This window comes from Allobosea sp. NPDC055332 (assembly GCF_053645455.1).
In genome coordinates this window covers 112,756-128,040 of sequence record NZ_JBSHMO010000006.1, presented here as the reverse complement: position 1 = coordinate 128,040, position 15,285 = coordinate 112,756, and the positions used below count along the sequence as shown (strand labels likewise).

Below are 15,285 nucleotides of genomic sequence, written 5' to 3'. Positions count from 1 at the left end.
TGCATTGACACTTTCCGCGCTGCCCGTCATCTACACCCGCCCTTCGCTAGGCGCGAGGGCGCTATTTGTCCCGGCCTCCGCCGGGTCCGTTGCTGAGAGCTCTTGGACGTCATGGCCCGTCTGGTGATGAAATTCGGCGGCACTTCGGTCGCCACTGTCGAGCGCATCAAGAACGCCGCCCGTCACGTCAAACGCGAATTCGACGCCGGCAACCAGGTCGCAGTCGTGGTCTCGGCGATGTCGGGCAAGACCAACGAGCTCGTCGCCTGGTGCAAGGAGGCGTCGCCCGTCTTCGACCAGGCCGAATACGACACCGTCGTCGCCTCGGGCGAGCAGGTGACCTCCGGCTTGATGGCGATCGTGCTGCAGGAGATGGGTCTGCCGGCCCGCTCCTGGCAGGGCTGGCAGATCCCGCTCTACGGCTCGGACGCGCATGGCTCGGCCCGGATCGAGGGCGTCGACGGCTCCGGCATCCTCGCCGGCTTCGACCGCAACCGCGAGATCGCGGTCTGCTCCGGCTTCCAGGGCATCAACCCGCGCAGCCACCGTATCGTCACGCTCGGCCGCGGCGGCTCCGATACCAGCGCGGTCGCGCTCGCCGCGGGCCTGAAGGCTGATCGCTGCGACATCTATACCGACGTCGACGGCGTCTATACGACCGACCCGCGCATCGTCCCGAAGGCGAGGCGCATGGACAAGGTCTCGTTCGAAGAGATGCTGGAGATGGCCTCTCTCGGCTCGAAGGTGCTGCAGGTGCGTTCGGTCGAGATCGCCATGGTCCAGCGCGTGCCGACCTATGTGCGTTCTTCCTTCGACGACCCCGACAACCCCAATCCAGGCACCCTCATCTGCGACGAGGACGACATCGTGGAACAGCAGATCGTCACCGGCATCGCGTTCTCGCGCGACGAAGCCCAGATCACGCTCCGGCGCGTGGCCGACAAGCCCGGCGTCGCCGCGGCGATCTTCGGGCCGCTGGCCGATGCCAACATCAATGTCGACATGATCATCCAGGTCGTCTCGGACGACCAGGCGACCACCGACATCACCTTCACCGTGCCGACCGCCGACTACGAGCGCGCGAAGGGCCTGCTCGAATCGAAACATGACAGCATCGCCTACCAGGACATCCAGGGCGCAACGGACGTGGTGAAGATCTCGGCGATCGGCGTCGGCATGCGCAGCCATGCCGGCGTCGCGGCGCGCGCCTTCCGGGCGCTGGCCGAGAAGGGCATCAACATCCGCGCCATCACCACCTCCGAGATCAAGTTCTCGGTGCTGATCGACGCCGCCTATACCGAGCTCGCGGTCCGCACCCTGCACTCGCTCTACGGGCTGGACGCGGCCTGAGACCAGGGCGGCATCTTGGCGGCGCTGCCCTGCTCGCGCCGCCATATGATCACGAAATGACCTGATCGCCTCCAGCCTCTAGTCCCATCTTTGGCGTCAACTCATCCTTCCCCCAACCGATGGAAGGACACGCCATGCGTATGCTCACGATCGCCGTTGCAAGCGCCGCTACTATCCTGGCCGGCGCCGCCAACGCCCAGGCGCCGTCGACGGAGCGCCCTTCGGCTAAGCCGCCCGCCTCGTCGCAGGAAGCCCCCGCGGGCGCACCGACGATCACCTCGGTCAAGGTCGTCGAGATCGACGAACTGCCCGAGGCCAGCAAGGCACAGGTGAACCAGCTGGTCGCGACCCGCACCGCCGACGAGCTGGAAAAGCTGCGTCAGGCGATCGAGAAGGCGCCGGCCGTGAAGTCCGCCGTCGAGGCCAAGGGTTTTTCATCGCGCGACGTCGTGCTGGCCCAGGTGAGCAACGAAGGCGAGCTCACGATCGTGACCAGAAAGACCAGCTGATCGGCGCCTCGGAGCGCCATTCCAGCTAGGAGCACCCGATGAAAGGACGGCGCCTTAAGCCCAGAACGGCGCCGTTCCTTCGAAGCGCCGCCAGCGTCGCTTGAGCTTGCGGCCAGCCTCGATGGTGTGACGCGATTGCCAGCCATGCACGGCGCCGGCGGCGAAATGCAGCTCCGGCCCGGCCTTGCCGCCGCGCAGATCGGAAAGAAGCTGTTGCGTCGTCGCCGCGTCGTTGGCGAGGCCGAGCGCCTCCTGCAGGCGCGACAGTCGCCCGAGATATTTGCGCGCCGCCGCGCCGTCATGCAGCGGCAGGAAGAACTCGGCGGTGTAGCGCAGCTTTTTCAAAGCCAGCCGCAATTGGTGGCGCGCCTCCGGATGCAGGCTGCCGAAGCCGCGGCCGCGTTTCAGCGCCTTACGATGGGTCCGCGCCAGCGCCCGGCCGCCGAAATCTGCGGCCGGCTCGGCTAGCACCGTCATGGTTTCGCTGGCGAGACCGTTACGCCAGCCGCGCCGCTCGATCAGCGCACCGAAGGACAGAAGGAAGCGGCTGGTTTGCGGATTCGCCAGACGCTTCAGCACCGCGGCATAGCTTTCGGCCTGATGCGGCTCGGCCGCTGTCCGGAGCACCGATAGTCCCGAGTCGCCCAGCCCGTCGGCCTCGATGTCCGGCACCGTCTGGGTGATGAAGACATCCCAGTTGCGCGCTGGCCCCAGAACCTGACCGAGGCGCTTCGCCTCCTGCCCGATCGGTGCGAATGCGGGCGACGCCACCTCGCGCTTCAGCACCGACAGCGCCGAGCGCAGGCGGCGCAGCGACACCCGCATCTGGTGGACGCCCTCGGGCCCGGAGGCGGCGGAGACGGGCGCGAGGTTGCCGAGGAGCTGCCTGTAGGTGTTGCCGAGGATCGCGGCGATGGCCGCATCGGCATTGTCATGCGCGCTGATCTCGATCGGTTTCGCCTTCACCGCCCTTGGCAGCCGCGAGAAGGCGAGCCCATAGCCACGCGCCGACTTGCTCTGTGTCTCGACCTGCAGCGCTGCGATGTCGAGCAAGGCCAGCCCGAGTTCGTAAAGCGCCGCAGCCTCGCCCTCCTTCAATTCCAGCTCGACCTCGGCGACCGGCAGGCTCTTCTCGCCGGCCTCGATCGTGCCGTCGTCGAAGGCGATCTCGATCAGCGCCCCGGCATAGTCGAGCCGGCGCAGGCGGCGCCGGATGCGGGTCGCGAAGACCGGCGCGAGCTGGCCGGCCGACAGGCTCGCCAGCGGTTCGCCGATCTCGGCGAGCGGCAGCAAGGCGAGGTCGAGCGCGCCGTCCGGCAGCGCGACCTCCCATTCATCGCGCGCCAGCGGGTCGCCCGCGCCGGAGCGCTTCAAGGTCTGGACATGGCGCTTGCCGCTGCGGCGCACGCGCAATGACAGGCCGTTGCGATCGAGCAGGCGGTCGGGCGTGTCGTAGTAGATCGCGTCGAGCCGGCGGGTGACGCCCTGGTTGCGGGCATGGCGCGCAATCAGATCGGCGCCGCGCAACGTCTCCAGCGCGGCGGGCGAAGCGGCCAGCTTCAACTCGATCTCGCGCGGCGGCTGCTTCTGCGTCGCAGCGGTCGCGGCCTGATCGGGCTGCGCAACCTCGTGATTCGGCACGGCGTCCAAGGTTTCTCTCCACTGGGCGTTGCGTGACGGAATGGTGACAGGGATGTCGCCGGCGGCAACTTGGCATCACTCCGCCCGGATGTGAACCCGGGCGAAGTGGTTAGAACGTCAAAGCGTCTGTCGGATGGCGGCCTCGATCGGCGAATAGGCGCCATCCTCCCGATCGAGCCTTAACGGCCCGCGCGGCAGCAGCGGCGGCTGCGCCATGAAACGCGGTTTCGTGCCGCGATGCGGCTGCGCGGAATGCACCAGGAAGGGGTGGCAGAGATAGACCGTGCCGGCCTCCCCGGTCGCCAGGACCTCGTCGCGCCCGGCGCTGCCGGCGAAGCCGTCAGACGCCAGTTCGCGCAGCGACAGCCCGGCCTCACCCGCCGGCGCGAGCTGGCGGGCGATGTCATGGTGCGAGCCAACCCGGATGCGCGTCGGCGCATCGTCCTCCCCGACATCCGAGAACAGGAAGAGCATCAGCAGCGCCCTGCCCTTCGAGGCGAGGTTGACACGCCAGCTCATGAAATCCGGATCGTCGAAGCCGAAGCTGACATCGACATGCCAGCCGGCATCGCCCGGATCCTCCGGCAATGGAAAACGCACCGGAAAGGTGCCCATGGCGCGACAAGGCAGCCAACGCCCGGCGCCGACGAGCTGGTCGAAGGCTCCGTGCAGACGCGGCGTGTTCGCCGCGGCGACGAAGGGCGCGTCGGTGTACATGCCGAGCCGGATCACCGGCTTGGTCCAGCTTGCGGGATCGTTCGGATCGCAGCCGAGATCGCGCCAGAGGATGACGCGAGCCTCCTCGGCCAGCGCAGGTGGGAAGGCATGGTCGAGCCGGACAAAGCCGCGCTCGACGAAATGGGCGATCTGCGCGGCGTCGAGGACGCGCGCACCGGATTCAGGGTGAGCCATTATTGAAAGTCTTTCGACGTAGGCCAGCCAAAGCGCCCGCCGCGCGGGCAGGCTGGCAAAGGACCTTCGGACGCAAGGAGTGTCCGTTTGCGGTACCGGAGCGCGAAACGCGCGTCAGGCCCGCAGGCAGGTCAGGCGAGATCGAAGACGGCGAACATCATCATGGTGGGGTGAGTATCGCAGCCGCACTTCGCGCGATCAACCCGCGAGCGGCCGCCTGAGCCGAAAGGCGCGCTGGCCAAGCCGGCGGCGACGCTGCCACGATGCGATACTCCCGGATTCGGGCTGGATACTGAATGCGCGTTGCCATCCTCTCCGACATCCATGCCAACCGCGAGGCGCTCGAGGCGGTGTTGGACGCGGTGCGCCGGCTCGCGCCCGATCGGCTGGTGCTGCTCGGCGACATCGTCGGTTACGGCCCCGAGCCCGGCTTCTGCGTCGATGCGGCGCGCGAGCTCGTCGCGGCCGACGCTATCGGCATTCGTGGCAATCACGACGAAGCCGCCGTGCATGGCCCTTCCGGCATGACGCCGAACGCGCATGAGGCGGCGCTATGGACCAGGGCGCAGCTCAGCCCCGAGCAGAGCGCCTTCCTCGCCGGCCTGCCGCTGACGGCGGAGTTCGACGGCGTGCTTTTCGTCCATGCCAGCGCCCGCGATCCCGCCGCCTGGCACTATGTCCGCGACCTCGGCAGCGCCGAGGCCTGTCTCGCCGCGACCGACGCGCGAACGGTCATCTGCGGCCACACTCATCTGCCGACGATCTTCTATGCCAGGGCCGGGCGCGAGCCGGTGGCCTTCATCCCCTTGCGCAATGTGCCCGCGCCGCTCTCGGCCGTGCACCGGCATGTCGTCGTGGTCGGCGCGGTCGGCCAGCCGCGCGATGGCGATCCGGCTGCCTGCTTTGCCCTGCTGGATACGAAGGCGCGGGAAGTCACCATGGTCCGCGTGCCCTATGACACGCAGGAAACCGCGCGGAAGATCAGGGCGGCCGGCCTGCCGGACTGGCTCGGCCTGCGCCTGCAGATCGGCAGATAGGGGGCAAGATGGAACGGCCTCAGACCGGCTCGGTCATCGACGGCTTCACGCTCGGCGAGCGGCTGAAGGCCGGCGGCATGGCGACGCTCTGGCGCGCCACGCACCCGGATCATCCCGGCCCGCTCGTGGTGAAGATCCCGGTGCTCGACCCCGGCGCCGACGTCTCGGCCATCATCGGCTACGAGACCGAGGTGCTGATCCACAAGCGCCTGTCGGGGCCGCATGTGCCGCGCTTCGTCGCGTCGGGCGATCTCTGCCGCATTCCCTTCATCGCCATGGGCTTCATCGCCGGCGAGAGCTTGGCCGAGCGGATCAAGCAGGCGCCCCTGCCCTTCGTCGAGGTGCAGCGCATCGGCATCGCGATCGCGACGGCGCTGGCCGATCTGCACCGGCAGAACGTCGTCCATCTCGATCTCAAGCCCGAGAACGTGATCCTGACCGATAAGGGCGCGGTGCTGCTCGATTTCGGCCTCGCCCGCCATGCCGAACTGCCGGATCTGCTCGGCGAGGAAAGCCGCGAGCCAATGGGGACATCAGCCTATATCGCGCCGGAGCAGGTGCTGGGCGAGCGCTCCGACCCGGCGAGCGATCTCTTTTCGCTCGGCTGCCTGCTCTATCAGCTGGCCGCGGGCGAGGAGCCGTTCGGCCGGCCGAGGACCGTGCCCGGCATGAAGCGGCGGCTCTATCACGCGCCCAAGCCGCTGCGCGCCGTCAATGAACAGGCACCGGCCTGGCTCGAGGAGATCGTCTCCCGCTGCCTCGAGGTCGATCGCGGCCGGCGCTATGCCGATGCCGGCAAGCTCGCCTTCGACCTGCGCCATCCCGAGCAGGTCACCGTCGCGCGCAAGCGCCGCACGGCCGAGGAGCGCAGCCTCGGCAAGCGGCTGGTCGATCTCTTCCAGAAGCGCGACGAAGCCGAGGTCACCGGCGCGCCGACGGTGGCGCGACGCAAGGCCGGCCCGTCGATCGTGCTGACCGCCGTCGATCTGTCGGAAGGGCCCGACGCGCTCGCCGCGGCGATCCTGGCCGAGACCAGCCGACTCTTGGCGGCACGGCCGGATTCCTCCCTCGCCTGCCTGACCGTGCTCAGGACCGAGATCATCGGCGAAACCAGGACCGTCGATGCGGAAGGGCGCTCGCTCTATATCGGCCGGCTGGTGGCGCTGAAGGACTGGGCGCGCCCGCTGCGCCTGCCGGAGGACCGGGTCAGCTACCATGTCATCGAGGCGGTCAGCGCCGCCGATGCGATCCTGCGCTATGCTGAACACAACGACATCGACCATATCGTGCTCGGTGCCCGCTCCTCCTCGGCAGTGCGCCGCCATCTCGGCAGCGTCTCGACCAAGGTCGTCGCCGAGGCGCACTGCTCGGTCTCGGTGGTCCGGGTGAAGAGTGGTAGCGAGGCGTGAGCAATGGCGCGTTGACCTCTCCGCCCTCGCCTTCGAATATGCCGGCCATGCCGGCTGCTCCCTCCGTCCCACCCGAATTCGACCCCGCCCGGCTGGACGCCTTTCTGCGTTCGGCCCTGCCTAGCCGGGCTGCAGGGCAGATGGACATCGAGCGGATCAGCGGCGGCCAGTCGAACCCGACCTTCTTCGTCTCCTATCCCGATGCCGGCACGCGGCTCGTCCTGCGCAAGAAGCCGCCGGGGCCGCTCCTGCCTTCTGCTCATGCGGTCGAGCGCGAATACCGGATTCTAAAGGCCCTCGCCGGTTCGGCCGTGCCGGTGCCGCCGGTCCTGCTGCTGCATGAGGCTGACGACGTCGTCGGCACGCCGTTCTACCTGATGGAGCGGCTGGAGGGCCGTGTCTTCCATGACACCGGCTTGCCCGGATTCGCGCCTGAGGACCGGCGCGCCATGTATTTCGCCATGGCCGAGGCGCTGGCGGCGTTGCACGGCTTCGACTGGCAGGGCGCCGGCCTCGCCGATTTCGGCAAGCCTGGGAATTACTATGCCCGCCAGCTCGCCCGCTGGGGCCGGCAATGGCGCGAGACCAGGACGCGCGAGATCCCGGCGATCGACCGGCTGATCGACTGGCTCGGCGCAAACCTCGACGAGACGCCGGACACGACCATCGTCCATGGCGATTTCCGGCTGGGCAATCTGATGTTTGCGCCCGACGCGCCGAAGGTCGTCGCGGTGCTCGACTGGGAGCTCTCGACGCTCGGCCACCCGCTCTCGGACGTCGCCTTCTCCTGCCTGCCCTGGCATTCGACGCCATCAATGTATGCCGGCATCGTCGGGCTCGATCGCGAGGCGCTGGGTATACCAACGCAGGAAGACTACATCGCCCGCTATTGCGCCGCCGCCGGGCGGGTTGAGGGCCCGGGTCGCTTCCACCTCGCCTTCTCGCTGTTCCGCTTCGCCGTCATCCTCGACGGCATCGCGGCAAGGGCGAAGACCGGGAACGCCGCCGCCCAGAATGCAGTCGCGGTCGGCGCGATGGCGGAGAGCTTTGCGCAGCGCGCGCAGGCGCTGATCGACCAGACGAACTGACGAGGGACGCCATGGATTTCGCCTATTCGGCCAGGGTCGAGGAACTGCGCGCCAAACTGCAGGCGTTCATGGATGCTCATATCCAGCCGGCCGACGCCGCCTGGAAGCACGAGGTCGAGGCCGGGCGCTACCCCAGCGCGCTGGTCGACGGCCTCAAGGCCAAGGCGAAGGCGGCAGGGCTATGGAACCTCTTCCTGCCGGCGCTCAAGGCCGACGAGCCCGGCACGCGGCTGAGCAATCTCGAATACGCCCCGCTCGCCGAGATCATGGGCCGGATCTACTGGTCCTCGGAGGTGTTCAACTGCAACGCTCCCGACACCGGCAATATGGAAATCCTGCACATGTTCGCGACGCCTGAGCAGCGCGAACGCTGGCTGAACCCGCTGCTCAATGGCGAGATCCGTTCCTGCGTCGGGATCACCGAGCCGGGCGTCGCCTCCTCCGACCCGACCAACCTGCAGACCACCATCATCCGCGACGGCGACCATTACGTCATCAACGGCCGCAAATGGTGGACGACCGGGGCGCTGCACCCGAAGGTGAAGTTCTGCATCGTCATGGGCCTGTCCGATCCGCGGCCCGACGCCGATCCGCACAAGCGCCACAGCATGATCATCGTGCCGATGGATTCGCCGGGCCTTACGGTGATGCGCAACCTGCCGCTGCTGAACCATTATTCGATCGAGGGCCACACCGAGACCGACTTCACCAATGTCCGCGTGCCCGCCGCGAACCTGCTCGGCGAGGAAGGTGCGGGCTTCGCGCTGGCGCAGGCGCGGCTCGGGCCAGGGCGCATCCATCATTGCATGCGCACCATCGGCCAATGCGAGGTCGCGCTCGAGCTGATGGTCGAGCGCGCGCTGGAGCGAAAGGCCTTCGGGCGCAACCTTTCCGACTACGCCAATGTCCAGGACTGGATCGCCGAAGGGCGGATGGAGATCGACCAGGCCCGCCTGCTCTGCCTGCGCGCCGCCTGGATGATGGACAAGCATGGCAACAAGGCCGCGCGCACCGAGGTCTCGGCGATCAAGGTCGCGGCGACGCGCCTGCAGACCAAGATCGCCGACCGGGCCATGCAGGTCTTTGGCGCCGGCGGGCTCTCCAACGACACGCCGCTCGCCTTCATCTACAGCTGGGGCCGGGCGCTACGCTTCATCGACGGGCCGGACGAGGTCCACCTGCGCACCATCGCCCGCGCCGAGATCAAGAAGCGCAAGGAGAGCAACCGCAGCACCTTTGCCGAGCAAGGGGTGGTGCGGCCTTGGGTGAAGCCGACCGAATCCTGAGCTCGGCCAACCTGGTCCATGCCGTCATTCCGGCAGGCCGCTTCAACGGCTGAAGATGCCGTGGAAGCGGCCGAGGAAGCTGCGCAGACGCTCGCTCTCGGGATTGTCGAAGACTTCTGACGGCTTGCCCTCCTGCGCGACCCGGCCCTGGTCGAGAAACAGGACGTGGTGCGAGACCTCACGGACGAAGAGCATCTCATGGCTGACCAGCAGCATGGTCATGCCGGATTCGGCGAGCGCCTGCATCACGCCGAGCACCTCGGCCACCAGCTCCGGGTCGAGCGCCGAGGTGACCTCGTCGAAGAGCAGCAGACGTGGCTGCATGGCGACAGCACGGGCAATCGCAACGCGCTGCTGCTGGCCGCCCGAGAGCTGGTAGGGATAGTGGTCGCGGCGCTCGCCCAGGCCGACGCGGCCGAGCCAGTGGTCGGCGATCTCCCGCGCCTCGGCGGCGCTCTTGCCCTGCACCTTGGTCAGCCCGAGCATGACGTTCTGGCCGGCGGTCAGGTGCGGGAACAGGTTGAACTGCTGGAAGACCATGCCGATGCGAGCACGCTGGGCCGAGATCTTCGTTTCGCTCAGGCGCTTTCGGGTCTCCCCTGCCATCCGGTAGCCGATCGGGTCGCCGTCGAGCAGGATCTCGCCGCCATCGTGCTCCTCCAGCAGGTTGACGCAGCGCAGGAAGGTGGTCTTGCCCGAGCCGGAAGCGCCGATCAGCGAGACGACCTGCCCCTGCCTGACGGTGAGGTCGATGCCCTTCAGCACTTCGATCTGGCCGAAATGCTTGCGGACATTGGTGGCCTGAAGCAGCGCAGTCTCTGTCATCGGCAGTCGCGTCCCGTTCAGATCAATCCAGGAGTTCCAGAGCATGCTTCACGCGAAAAACCGGTTCCCACTTTTTCGCAGCATGCTCAGTAGCGCAGATAGGAGGTCTTGCGTTCGAGCAGCGCGCCGAGCTGCGCCAGCGCGAAATTGATGATGAGGTAGAGCACCATCGTCAGCAGGTAGAACTCGACGATCATGTAGTTGCGCGCCATCTGCTGCTGGGCCGAGAGCAGCAATTCGACGACGCCGATGATCGAGAGCAGCGTCGTGCCCTTGACGATCTCGAGCCCGGTGTTGACCCAGGGCGGCAGCATGCGCCGGAAGGCCTGCGGCAGGATCACGTAGTACAGGCGCTTGCCGAAGGTCAGGCCGATCGCCTTGGCCGCCTCCATCTGTCCGGCCGGCACGGATTCGACCGCGCCGCGGAAGTTCTCGGCGACATGGGCGGTGGCGAAGGCGCCGAGCGCGATGACGCCAGCCCAGAAGGCGGCGACGTTCACGCCGAACAGGGCGAGCCCGTAATAGGTGAACAGGATCAGCACCAGCACCGGAATGCCGCGCATCAGGTCGACATAGAGCCGGGACAGCAGCTTCAGCCACCACCAGCCATAGGACAGCGCGACCCCCATCAGGATGCCGCAGACCGTCGCCATGACGATGCTCAGCGCCGAGCTGAGCAAGGTGACGCCGAGACCAGAGAGCAGCGAGGCGCGCGCCTGCCAGGCCTCGAACCAGAAGGTGCCGGGAGCCATCGAGAAATCCATCGCGTGCCCCCTAGATCACGATGATTTTGGATTGAGTCGATCCAAAATCATAAAACGTGATCGATTCTAAGAGTTTAGAGCAGGATTGCCGCGAAAAACCGGTTTCCACTTTTTCGTATCCTGCTCTAGCGGATCGAGGCGTAGCGGCGCTCGACCATGCGCAGCAGGATGGCGATGAGATAGGCGGTGGCGAGATAGAGCGCGCTCGCCGTGAGCCAGACCTCCATGACCCGGAAGGTGTTGGCGTTGATCTGCCGCGCGACGAAGGTGAGCTCCGGCACGGCGATCGCGGCCGCCAGCGAGGTATCCTTGAACAGCGAGATCAGGTTGTTGCTGACCGCCGGCAGAGTGATCCGGAACATCACCGGCAGCACGACATAGGCCTGGCGCTGCCAGGGCCGCAGGCCGATCGCCTTGGCCGCCTCGACATATTGCTTCGGGATCGAGGAGAGCCCGGCGCGGAAGACCTCGGACATGTAGGCGCCGGCATAGAGCGAGAGCGAGAGCACGAAGCTCTGGGTCTTGTTGAGGAAGTTGATGTCGAATTCGGGCAGGCCGAAATAGAGGAAGAAGATCAGCAGCAGCAGCGGCGTGCAGCGGATGAACTCGACATAGGCCCAGACCGGACCTGAGAGCCATTTCTTGCCCGAAAGCCGGGCATAGGCGGTGAGGATGCCGATGATGCAGCCGATCGCCAGCGAGATCACCGCCAGCCAGAGCCCGAGCAAAAGCGCGTCGGTCAGCTTGTCCCAGTTCCGCGCGATGACGGACCAGTCGAAATGGTAGTCGATCATGGCTGTCGCGAAGGTCCCGAAAGCGGCGGGCCGGACGTCCGGCCCGCCATCGCCACGTTGCGATCAGGCGAATGCGGGATCAGGCGAATTCCTGCGGGAAGCCGACCTTGGGGATCGGCAGCTCGATGCCGAACCACTTCTTGTAGGAGGCGGCGAAATAGTCGAAATCGACGCCCATCATCGCCTCCTTGTAAGCGGTGTTGACCCAATTCAGCCAGGTCGGGTCGCCGGGCTTGACCGCCGAGGCATAGGAATTCGGCATCCAGCCGAAGCCGGAATCGACGAAGCGGCCGGGCGCCTGCTGCATCAGCCAGCGCATGGCCGACTGATCCTGCATCGAGGCATCGATCCGGCGGGCATTCAGCGCCTGCATCGCCGCGTCCGGGCTGTCGAAGGCATCGACCTTGGATGCCGGCAGCGCCTTGTGGATCCATTCCTCGAGGAAGACGTTCTGCATGCCGCCGACGGAGACCTCCTTGCCGGCCGCTTTCAGCTCCTCGTAGTTCTTGTATTTGCCGCCGCGGGCCAGCATCAGCAGGCCGACGCCCTCGCGATAATAGGGGATGGTGAAGTCGACCTGCTGGGCGCGGCCGGGCGTCACCGTCATCCATTGCACGACGATGTCGACCTTGTCGGTGACCAGGCTCGGGATGCGGGCATCGGAGCCCTGCAGCACGAACTCGACCTTCTCGTAGTCGTCGAACAGGCCCTTGGCGAGCAGTCGGGCGAGGTCGATGTCCATGCCGACGAGCTTGCCGCTGGCGTCCTGGAAGTGCCAGGGCGGATTGGTGCTGCCGGTGCCGACGATCAGCTTGCCGCGTTCCTTGACGGCGTAGAGCTTGCTCTTGGCCACCGTCTGGGCCTGGGCAGCGGCAGGGGTGAGCAGCCCGCTTGCCGCAGCGCCGATCGCGGCGCCGGCGAGGCCGAGGCCGAACAGGCTGCGTCGCTCCAGGATCAGGGCCGCCTCGTCTTTCGGGGGAGTGGCGCCGTCCAAAGTTCCGTCGTCATGAATGCCCATCACGAACTCCCCTCTTTTGATCCACGTTCCCTGCAGACTTCGGCCCGCAGCAGCATGAACGTGGCAAGAAAAATGCCAGCTGCAAAGCCGAATTATGCGTCCTGACGCTAGGGAAGACCCGGCAACCTTCAGGCAACCTTCATGCGGCCTGCAGGGCAGCCTCGCAGAGCCCGGCGACCGCAGCGATGTCGGCGGGGTCCGCGACCTTGTGGGTCCGCACCGGCATCTCCTGATAGACCTTGCCGTCCTTGAAGCCGTGCCCCGTCACCATGCAGACGACGCGCGAGCCCGGCGGCAATGCGCCCTGCGCCAGCAGCCGGGGCAAAGCCGCGATCGGGCTCGCACCGGTCGGCTCGGCATAGACGCCTTCGCTGCGGGCGAGCAGCCGCATCGCCTCGCGCAACTCGTCGTCGCCGACCGCGATCGCCAGGCCGCCGCTCTCGCGGACCAGTTTCAGCGTATAGGTTCCGTCGCGCTCATAGCCGATCAGCGGGTCGCTGATCCCCGAGGCGATGGTCTGCGGCGTGCCCCAGGCCGTCACCTCCCCGGCCCCGGCCGCGAAGGCCTGCACGATCGGTGCGCAGCCCTCTGCCTGCACGGCGATCAATCTGGTCGTGCCGCCGGCAGCGGCGATGCCCTGCCGGACGCCCTTGACCAGCGGGCCGCTGCCGGTCGGCACCAGCACATGGCTCGGCGCGCCGCCGAGCTGTTCGACCAGCTCGCTGCCGACGGCGGTGAGGCCGGCGACGGCATAGGGGTTGATGAAGGTGGTGGTCAAATTGGCGAAGCCGTGCCGCTCGGCGAGGGCAAGCGCGAGATCGTAGGAGCGGCTGTAGTGACCCTCGACCAGCAGCAGGATCGCGCCATAGGCCGCGATCTGGGTCACCTTTCCCAGCGGGGTATGGGCCGGCACGATGATCACGGCCGGGATGCCGGCACGCGCCGCATAGGCGGCGGTCGCCGCCCCGGCATTGCCGGAGGAGGCGCAGACGACCTTGCCGATCCCGAGCGCCAGTGCCCGGCCCATGGCGGCGCCGACGAGCCGGTCCTTGAACGAGCCGGACGGGTTGCGGGTCTCGTCCTTCAGCCAGATCTCGCCGGAGAAGCCGGGCAGCGAAGCCTCGATCCGGCGGGCCCGCAGCAGCGGCGTGACGCTCTCGCCGAGCGAGACGCGCGGCGTATCGTCGTCGCCGACCGTCTCCAGGATGCCGCCGCAGGCCTTGCAGCGATAGAGCAGCACCGGCGGGTAAGCCGTCGCGCAATCGACGCAGCGCAGTTCCATCGCGAGCACTCCCCAGGGCTGTCGGCCGGCCGCCCTGCCCCGCAAGGCCGCCATGGCGTCAGCCTAGACCGAAAATGCCGGCCGGCGCCGCTGCCGTTTGCGGTGGGCCGCCCTGCATCCGTCCGGGGGATTTGGCGCCGGCCGGGCGCCAGCTCTCAATCGGCCGCAACCGGCGCTCCGGCGAGCTGGACGGCGACCGTGCCGAACCAGCGCGTCTCGACCTCGAAGCGCACCGGCACGGGAAACTCGCTGCCCTCGCGCAGCGCGATCAGCACCGAGCCCTTCAGCGGCCGCATCGCCGCCTCGCGATCATCGTCATGCCGGAAGCCGGCGATGGTCCGGACGGTGAAGCCGCAGTTCAGCCCGCGGCCGTTCAGCGGGCCCTGGTCGCTCACCTGCACCTTGGCCGAGGAGGTCATCACCGCGACCGAGCGGCGGCGCCCGTCATAGATCGCCGTCGAGCCGTCGCAGCTTTCGCTCTCCGCGACCTTCTTCAGCATGCCGGCGACGCCGGAGAGCGAGTCGACCGTGCCCCGGATCAGTTCGGGCGGGACGGCCTCGCGATCCTCGTTCGACGGCTCCTGCCGCCGGATCGTCGGGACCCCGCGCTGATAGTGCAATTCGCTGACATAGGCCCGGCCGCGCCATGAGCCGTTCGCTTGATAGAGCCGCGGCTCGGGTCCGGCGCGGCCCCAGCGGCCTTCCACCTTGCCGGATTGCTCGGCTGCTCCGACGAGCTGGGCCGCCCGGTAGGGGCGCGTGCGGATTTCGATGCGATAGCCGGCGCGGTCCAGCATCGAGGTCACCTCGATCTCGCCGAGCGTGACCCCGCCCAGCACCGTGACATCGTAGCGAAGGCGCAGCTCGCGTGCCGAGGCGGCCGAGGGCGCGGCGCAGGCGAGCGCACCGGCGATCAGCGCGCCTGCCGCGATGGCCCTGGCCTGTCTCGATGCGATGCCGGTCAACCTCCCGCCGCGCTCAGGCATCATCGCCGCCATCGGAGCGGCTGCGTAGCGCTGTAGCCCCTCTGCATCGTCGCTGTCGAAGTCGCGCCCGCGCATCCGCATCATCCCGCACAGGACCGGCAGGTCCCCTTCCCTTCGCGTGACCACCCGGTGGTACAGGGCCATGGCCAAGGCGATGTGCCGTTTTAGCGCGGACGACGAGAGCCCCGCCATGCACGAAGGCGCGACGGATTGCTGCCGCGGATCAGCGATGCGGGGCCTCCGTGCCGGCGGGCTCGCCAACGATACATCGCTGGCCTTCATTGCCTCCACGGAGCCTGGCCCTGCTTTTCATCGACGGGTCAGGCGCCTGCGCACTGTTGCCCGTGCTGAGATCAAGAAGCGCAAGGAGAGCGGCGAAGCGCA

The 15,285-nt window shown here is 67.6% G+C and carries 14 protein-coding genes; 6 read left to right on the top strand and 8 right to left on the bottom strand.

Annotated elements, in window-relative coordinates; genetic code table 11:
- The first annotated feature begins 111 nt into the window (after nt 1-111).
- On the top strand, nt 112-1,350 hold the full coding sequence (locus ACWIGM_RS29405; protein WP_454029530.1) for an aspartate kinase: 1,239 nt from the start codon (nt 112-114) through the stop codon (nt 1,348-1,350).
- 140 nt (nt 1,351-1,490) lie between these two features.
- The gene (locus ACWIGM_RS29400) at nt 1,491-1,859 is read left to right on the top strand and encodes a hypothetical protein (RefSeq protein ID WP_454029529.1); all 369 of its coding nucleotides are present in this window, start codon (nt 1,491-1,493) and stop codon (nt 1,857-1,859) included.
- A gap of 54 nt (nt 1,860-1,913) precedes the next feature.
- Here the strand turns inward: ACWIGM_RS29400 and ACWIGM_RS29395 are convergent, their stop codons facing one another.
- Both ACWIGM_RS29395 and ACWIGM_RS29390 read right to left on the bottom strand, forming a co-directional pair.
- Nucleotides 1,914-3,500 carry a CYTH and CHAD domain-containing protein gene (locus tag ACWIGM_RS29395; protein WP_454029668.1) on the bottom strand — a complete coding sequence of 529 codons (1,587 nt, stop codon included), beginning with the start codon at nt 3,498-3,500 and terminating at the stop codon, nt 1,914-1,916.
- A gap of 117 nt (nt 3,501-3,617) precedes the next feature.
- Nucleotides 3,618-4,412, bottom strand: coding sequence for a phytanoyl-CoA dioxygenase family protein (locus ACWIGM_RS29390; RefSeq protein WP_454029528.1), 795 nt, complete (start codon nt 4,410-4,412; stop codon nt 3,618-3,620).
- Nucleotides 4,413-4,708: 296 nt separating this feature from the next.
- Between ACWIGM_RS29390 and ACWIGM_RS29385 the strand changes: the two genes are divergently transcribed.
- From ACWIGM_RS29385 to ACWIGM_RS29370, 4 genes are read left to right on the top strand one after another with little or no spacing between them, the layout of a single operon-like run.
- Complete coding sequence (locus ACWIGM_RS29385) at nt 4,709-5,449, top strand: metallophosphoesterase family protein (RefSeq protein WP_454029527.1); 741 nt, start codon at nt 4,709-4,711, stop codon at nt 5,447-5,449.
- An 8-nt stretch (nt 5,450-5,457) separates the two neighbouring features.
- Nucleotides 5,458-6,858, top strand: a complete 1,401-nt coding sequence (locus ACWIGM_RS29380; RefSeq protein WP_454029526.1) for a protein kinase domain-containing protein — start codon at nt 5,458-5,460, stop codon at nt 6,856-6,858.
- A gap of 47 nt (nt 6,859-6,905) precedes the next feature.
- On the top strand, nt 6,906-7,946 hold the full coding sequence (locus ACWIGM_RS29375; RefSeq protein ID WP_454029525.1) for a phosphotransferase family protein: 1,041 nt from the start codon (nt 6,906-6,908) through the stop codon (nt 7,944-7,946).
- An 11-nt stretch (nt 7,947-7,957) separates the two neighbouring features.
- Nucleotides 7,958-9,232 carry an acyl-CoA dehydrogenase family protein gene (locus tag ACWIGM_RS29370; RefSeq protein WP_454029524.1) on the top strand — a complete coding sequence of 425 codons (1,275 nt, stop codon included), beginning with the start codon at nt 7,958-7,960 and terminating at the stop codon, nt 9,230-9,232.
- A gap of 42 nt (nt 9,233-9,274) precedes the next feature.
- Here ACWIGM_RS29370 and ACWIGM_RS29365 read toward each other — a convergent pair whose 3' ends face one another.
- The 6 genes from ACWIGM_RS29365 to ACWIGM_RS29340 form a co-directional block, all read right to left on the bottom strand.
- Entirely contained in the window at nt 9,275-10,057 is a 783-nt protein-coding gene (locus tag ACWIGM_RS29365) for an amino acid ABC transporter ATP-binding protein (protein WP_454029523.1), read from the bottom strand.
- Between the two features lie 86 nt (nt 10,058-10,143).
- Nucleotides 10,144-10,821, bottom strand: coding sequence for an amino acid ABC transporter permease (locus tag ACWIGM_RS29360; RefSeq protein ID WP_201303036.1), 678 nt, complete (start codon nt 10,819-10,821; stop codon nt 10,144-10,146).
- A gap of 125 nt (nt 10,822-10,946) precedes the next feature.
- Nucleotides 10,947-11,612, bottom strand: a complete 666-nt coding sequence (locus ACWIGM_RS29355; protein ID WP_454029667.1) for an amino acid ABC transporter permease — start codon at nt 11,610-11,612, stop codon at nt 10,947-10,949.
- An 82-nt stretch (nt 11,613-11,694) separates the two neighbouring features.
- The gene (locus ACWIGM_RS29350) at nt 11,695-12,633 is read right to left on the bottom strand and encodes a transporter substrate-binding domain-containing protein (protein ID WP_454029522.1); all 939 of its coding nucleotides are present in this window, start codon (nt 12,631-12,633) and stop codon (nt 11,695-11,697) included.
- 139 nt (nt 12,634-12,772) lie between these two features.
- Nucleotides 12,773-13,915: a threonine synthase gene (gene thrC / locus ACWIGM_RS29345; protein WP_454029521.1), complete on the bottom strand. Its 1,143-nt coding sequence runs from the start codon at nt 13,913-13,915 to the stop codon at nt 12,773-12,775.
- A 155-nt stretch (nt 13,916-14,070) separates the two neighbouring features.
- Entirely contained in the window at nt 14,071-14,976 is a 906-nt protein-coding gene (locus ACWIGM_RS29340; protein ID WP_454029520.1) for a DUF3108 domain-containing protein, read from the bottom strand.
- Nucleotides 14,977-15,285: the final 309 nt, after the last annotated feature.

Bases quoted from the DNA above. Each gene is read 5' to 3' on its own strand.
- ACWIGM_RS29340 (WP_454029520.1), bottom strand. From the start codon at position 14,976: ATGCGCGGGCGCGACTTCGACAGCGACGATGCAGAGGGGCTACAGCGC.
- ACWIGM_RS29360 (WP_201303036.1), bottom strand. From the start codon at position 10,821: ATGGATTTCTCGATGGCTCCCGGCACCTTCTGGTTCGAGGCCTGGCAG.
- ACWIGM_RS29380 (WP_454029526.1), top strand. From the start codon at position 5,458: ATGGAACGGCCTCAGACCGGCTCGGTCATCGACGGCTTCACGCTCGGC.
- ACWIGM_RS29375 (WP_454029525.1), top strand. From the start codon at position 6,906: ATGCCGGCTGCTCCCTCCGTCCCACCCGAATTCGACCCCGCCCGGCTG.
- ACWIGM_RS29365 (WP_454029523.1), bottom strand. From the start codon at position 10,057: ATGACAGAGACTGCGCTGCTTCAGGCCACCAATGTCCGCAAGCATTTC.
- ACWIGM_RS29405 (WP_454029530.1), top strand. From the start codon at position 112: ATGGCCCGTCTGGTGATGAAATTCGGCGGCACTTCGGTCGCCACTGTC.
- ACWIGM_RS29385 (WP_454029527.1), top strand. From the start codon at position 4,709: ATGCGCGTTGCCATCCTCTCCGACATCCATGCCAACCGCGAGGCGCTC.
- ACWIGM_RS29350 (WP_454029522.1), bottom strand. From the start codon at position 12,633: ATGGGCATTCATGACGACGGAACTTTGGACGGCGCCACTCCCCCGAAA.
- ACWIGM_RS29390 (WP_454029528.1), bottom strand. From the start codon at position 4,412: ATGGCTCACCCTGAATCCGGTGCGCGCGTCCTCGACGCCGCGCAGATC.
- ACWIGM_RS29400 (WP_454029529.1), top strand. From the start codon at position 1,491: ATGCTCACGATCGCCGTTGCAAGCGCCGCTACTATCCTGGCCGGCGCC.
- ACWIGM_RS29370 (WP_454029524.1), top strand. From the start codon at position 7,958: ATGGATTTCGCCTATTCGGCCAGGGTCGAGGAACTGCGCGCCAAACTG.
- thrC (WP_454029521.1), bottom strand. From the start codon at position 13,915: ATGGAACTGCGCTGCGTCGATTGCGCGACGGCTTACCCGCCGGTGCTG.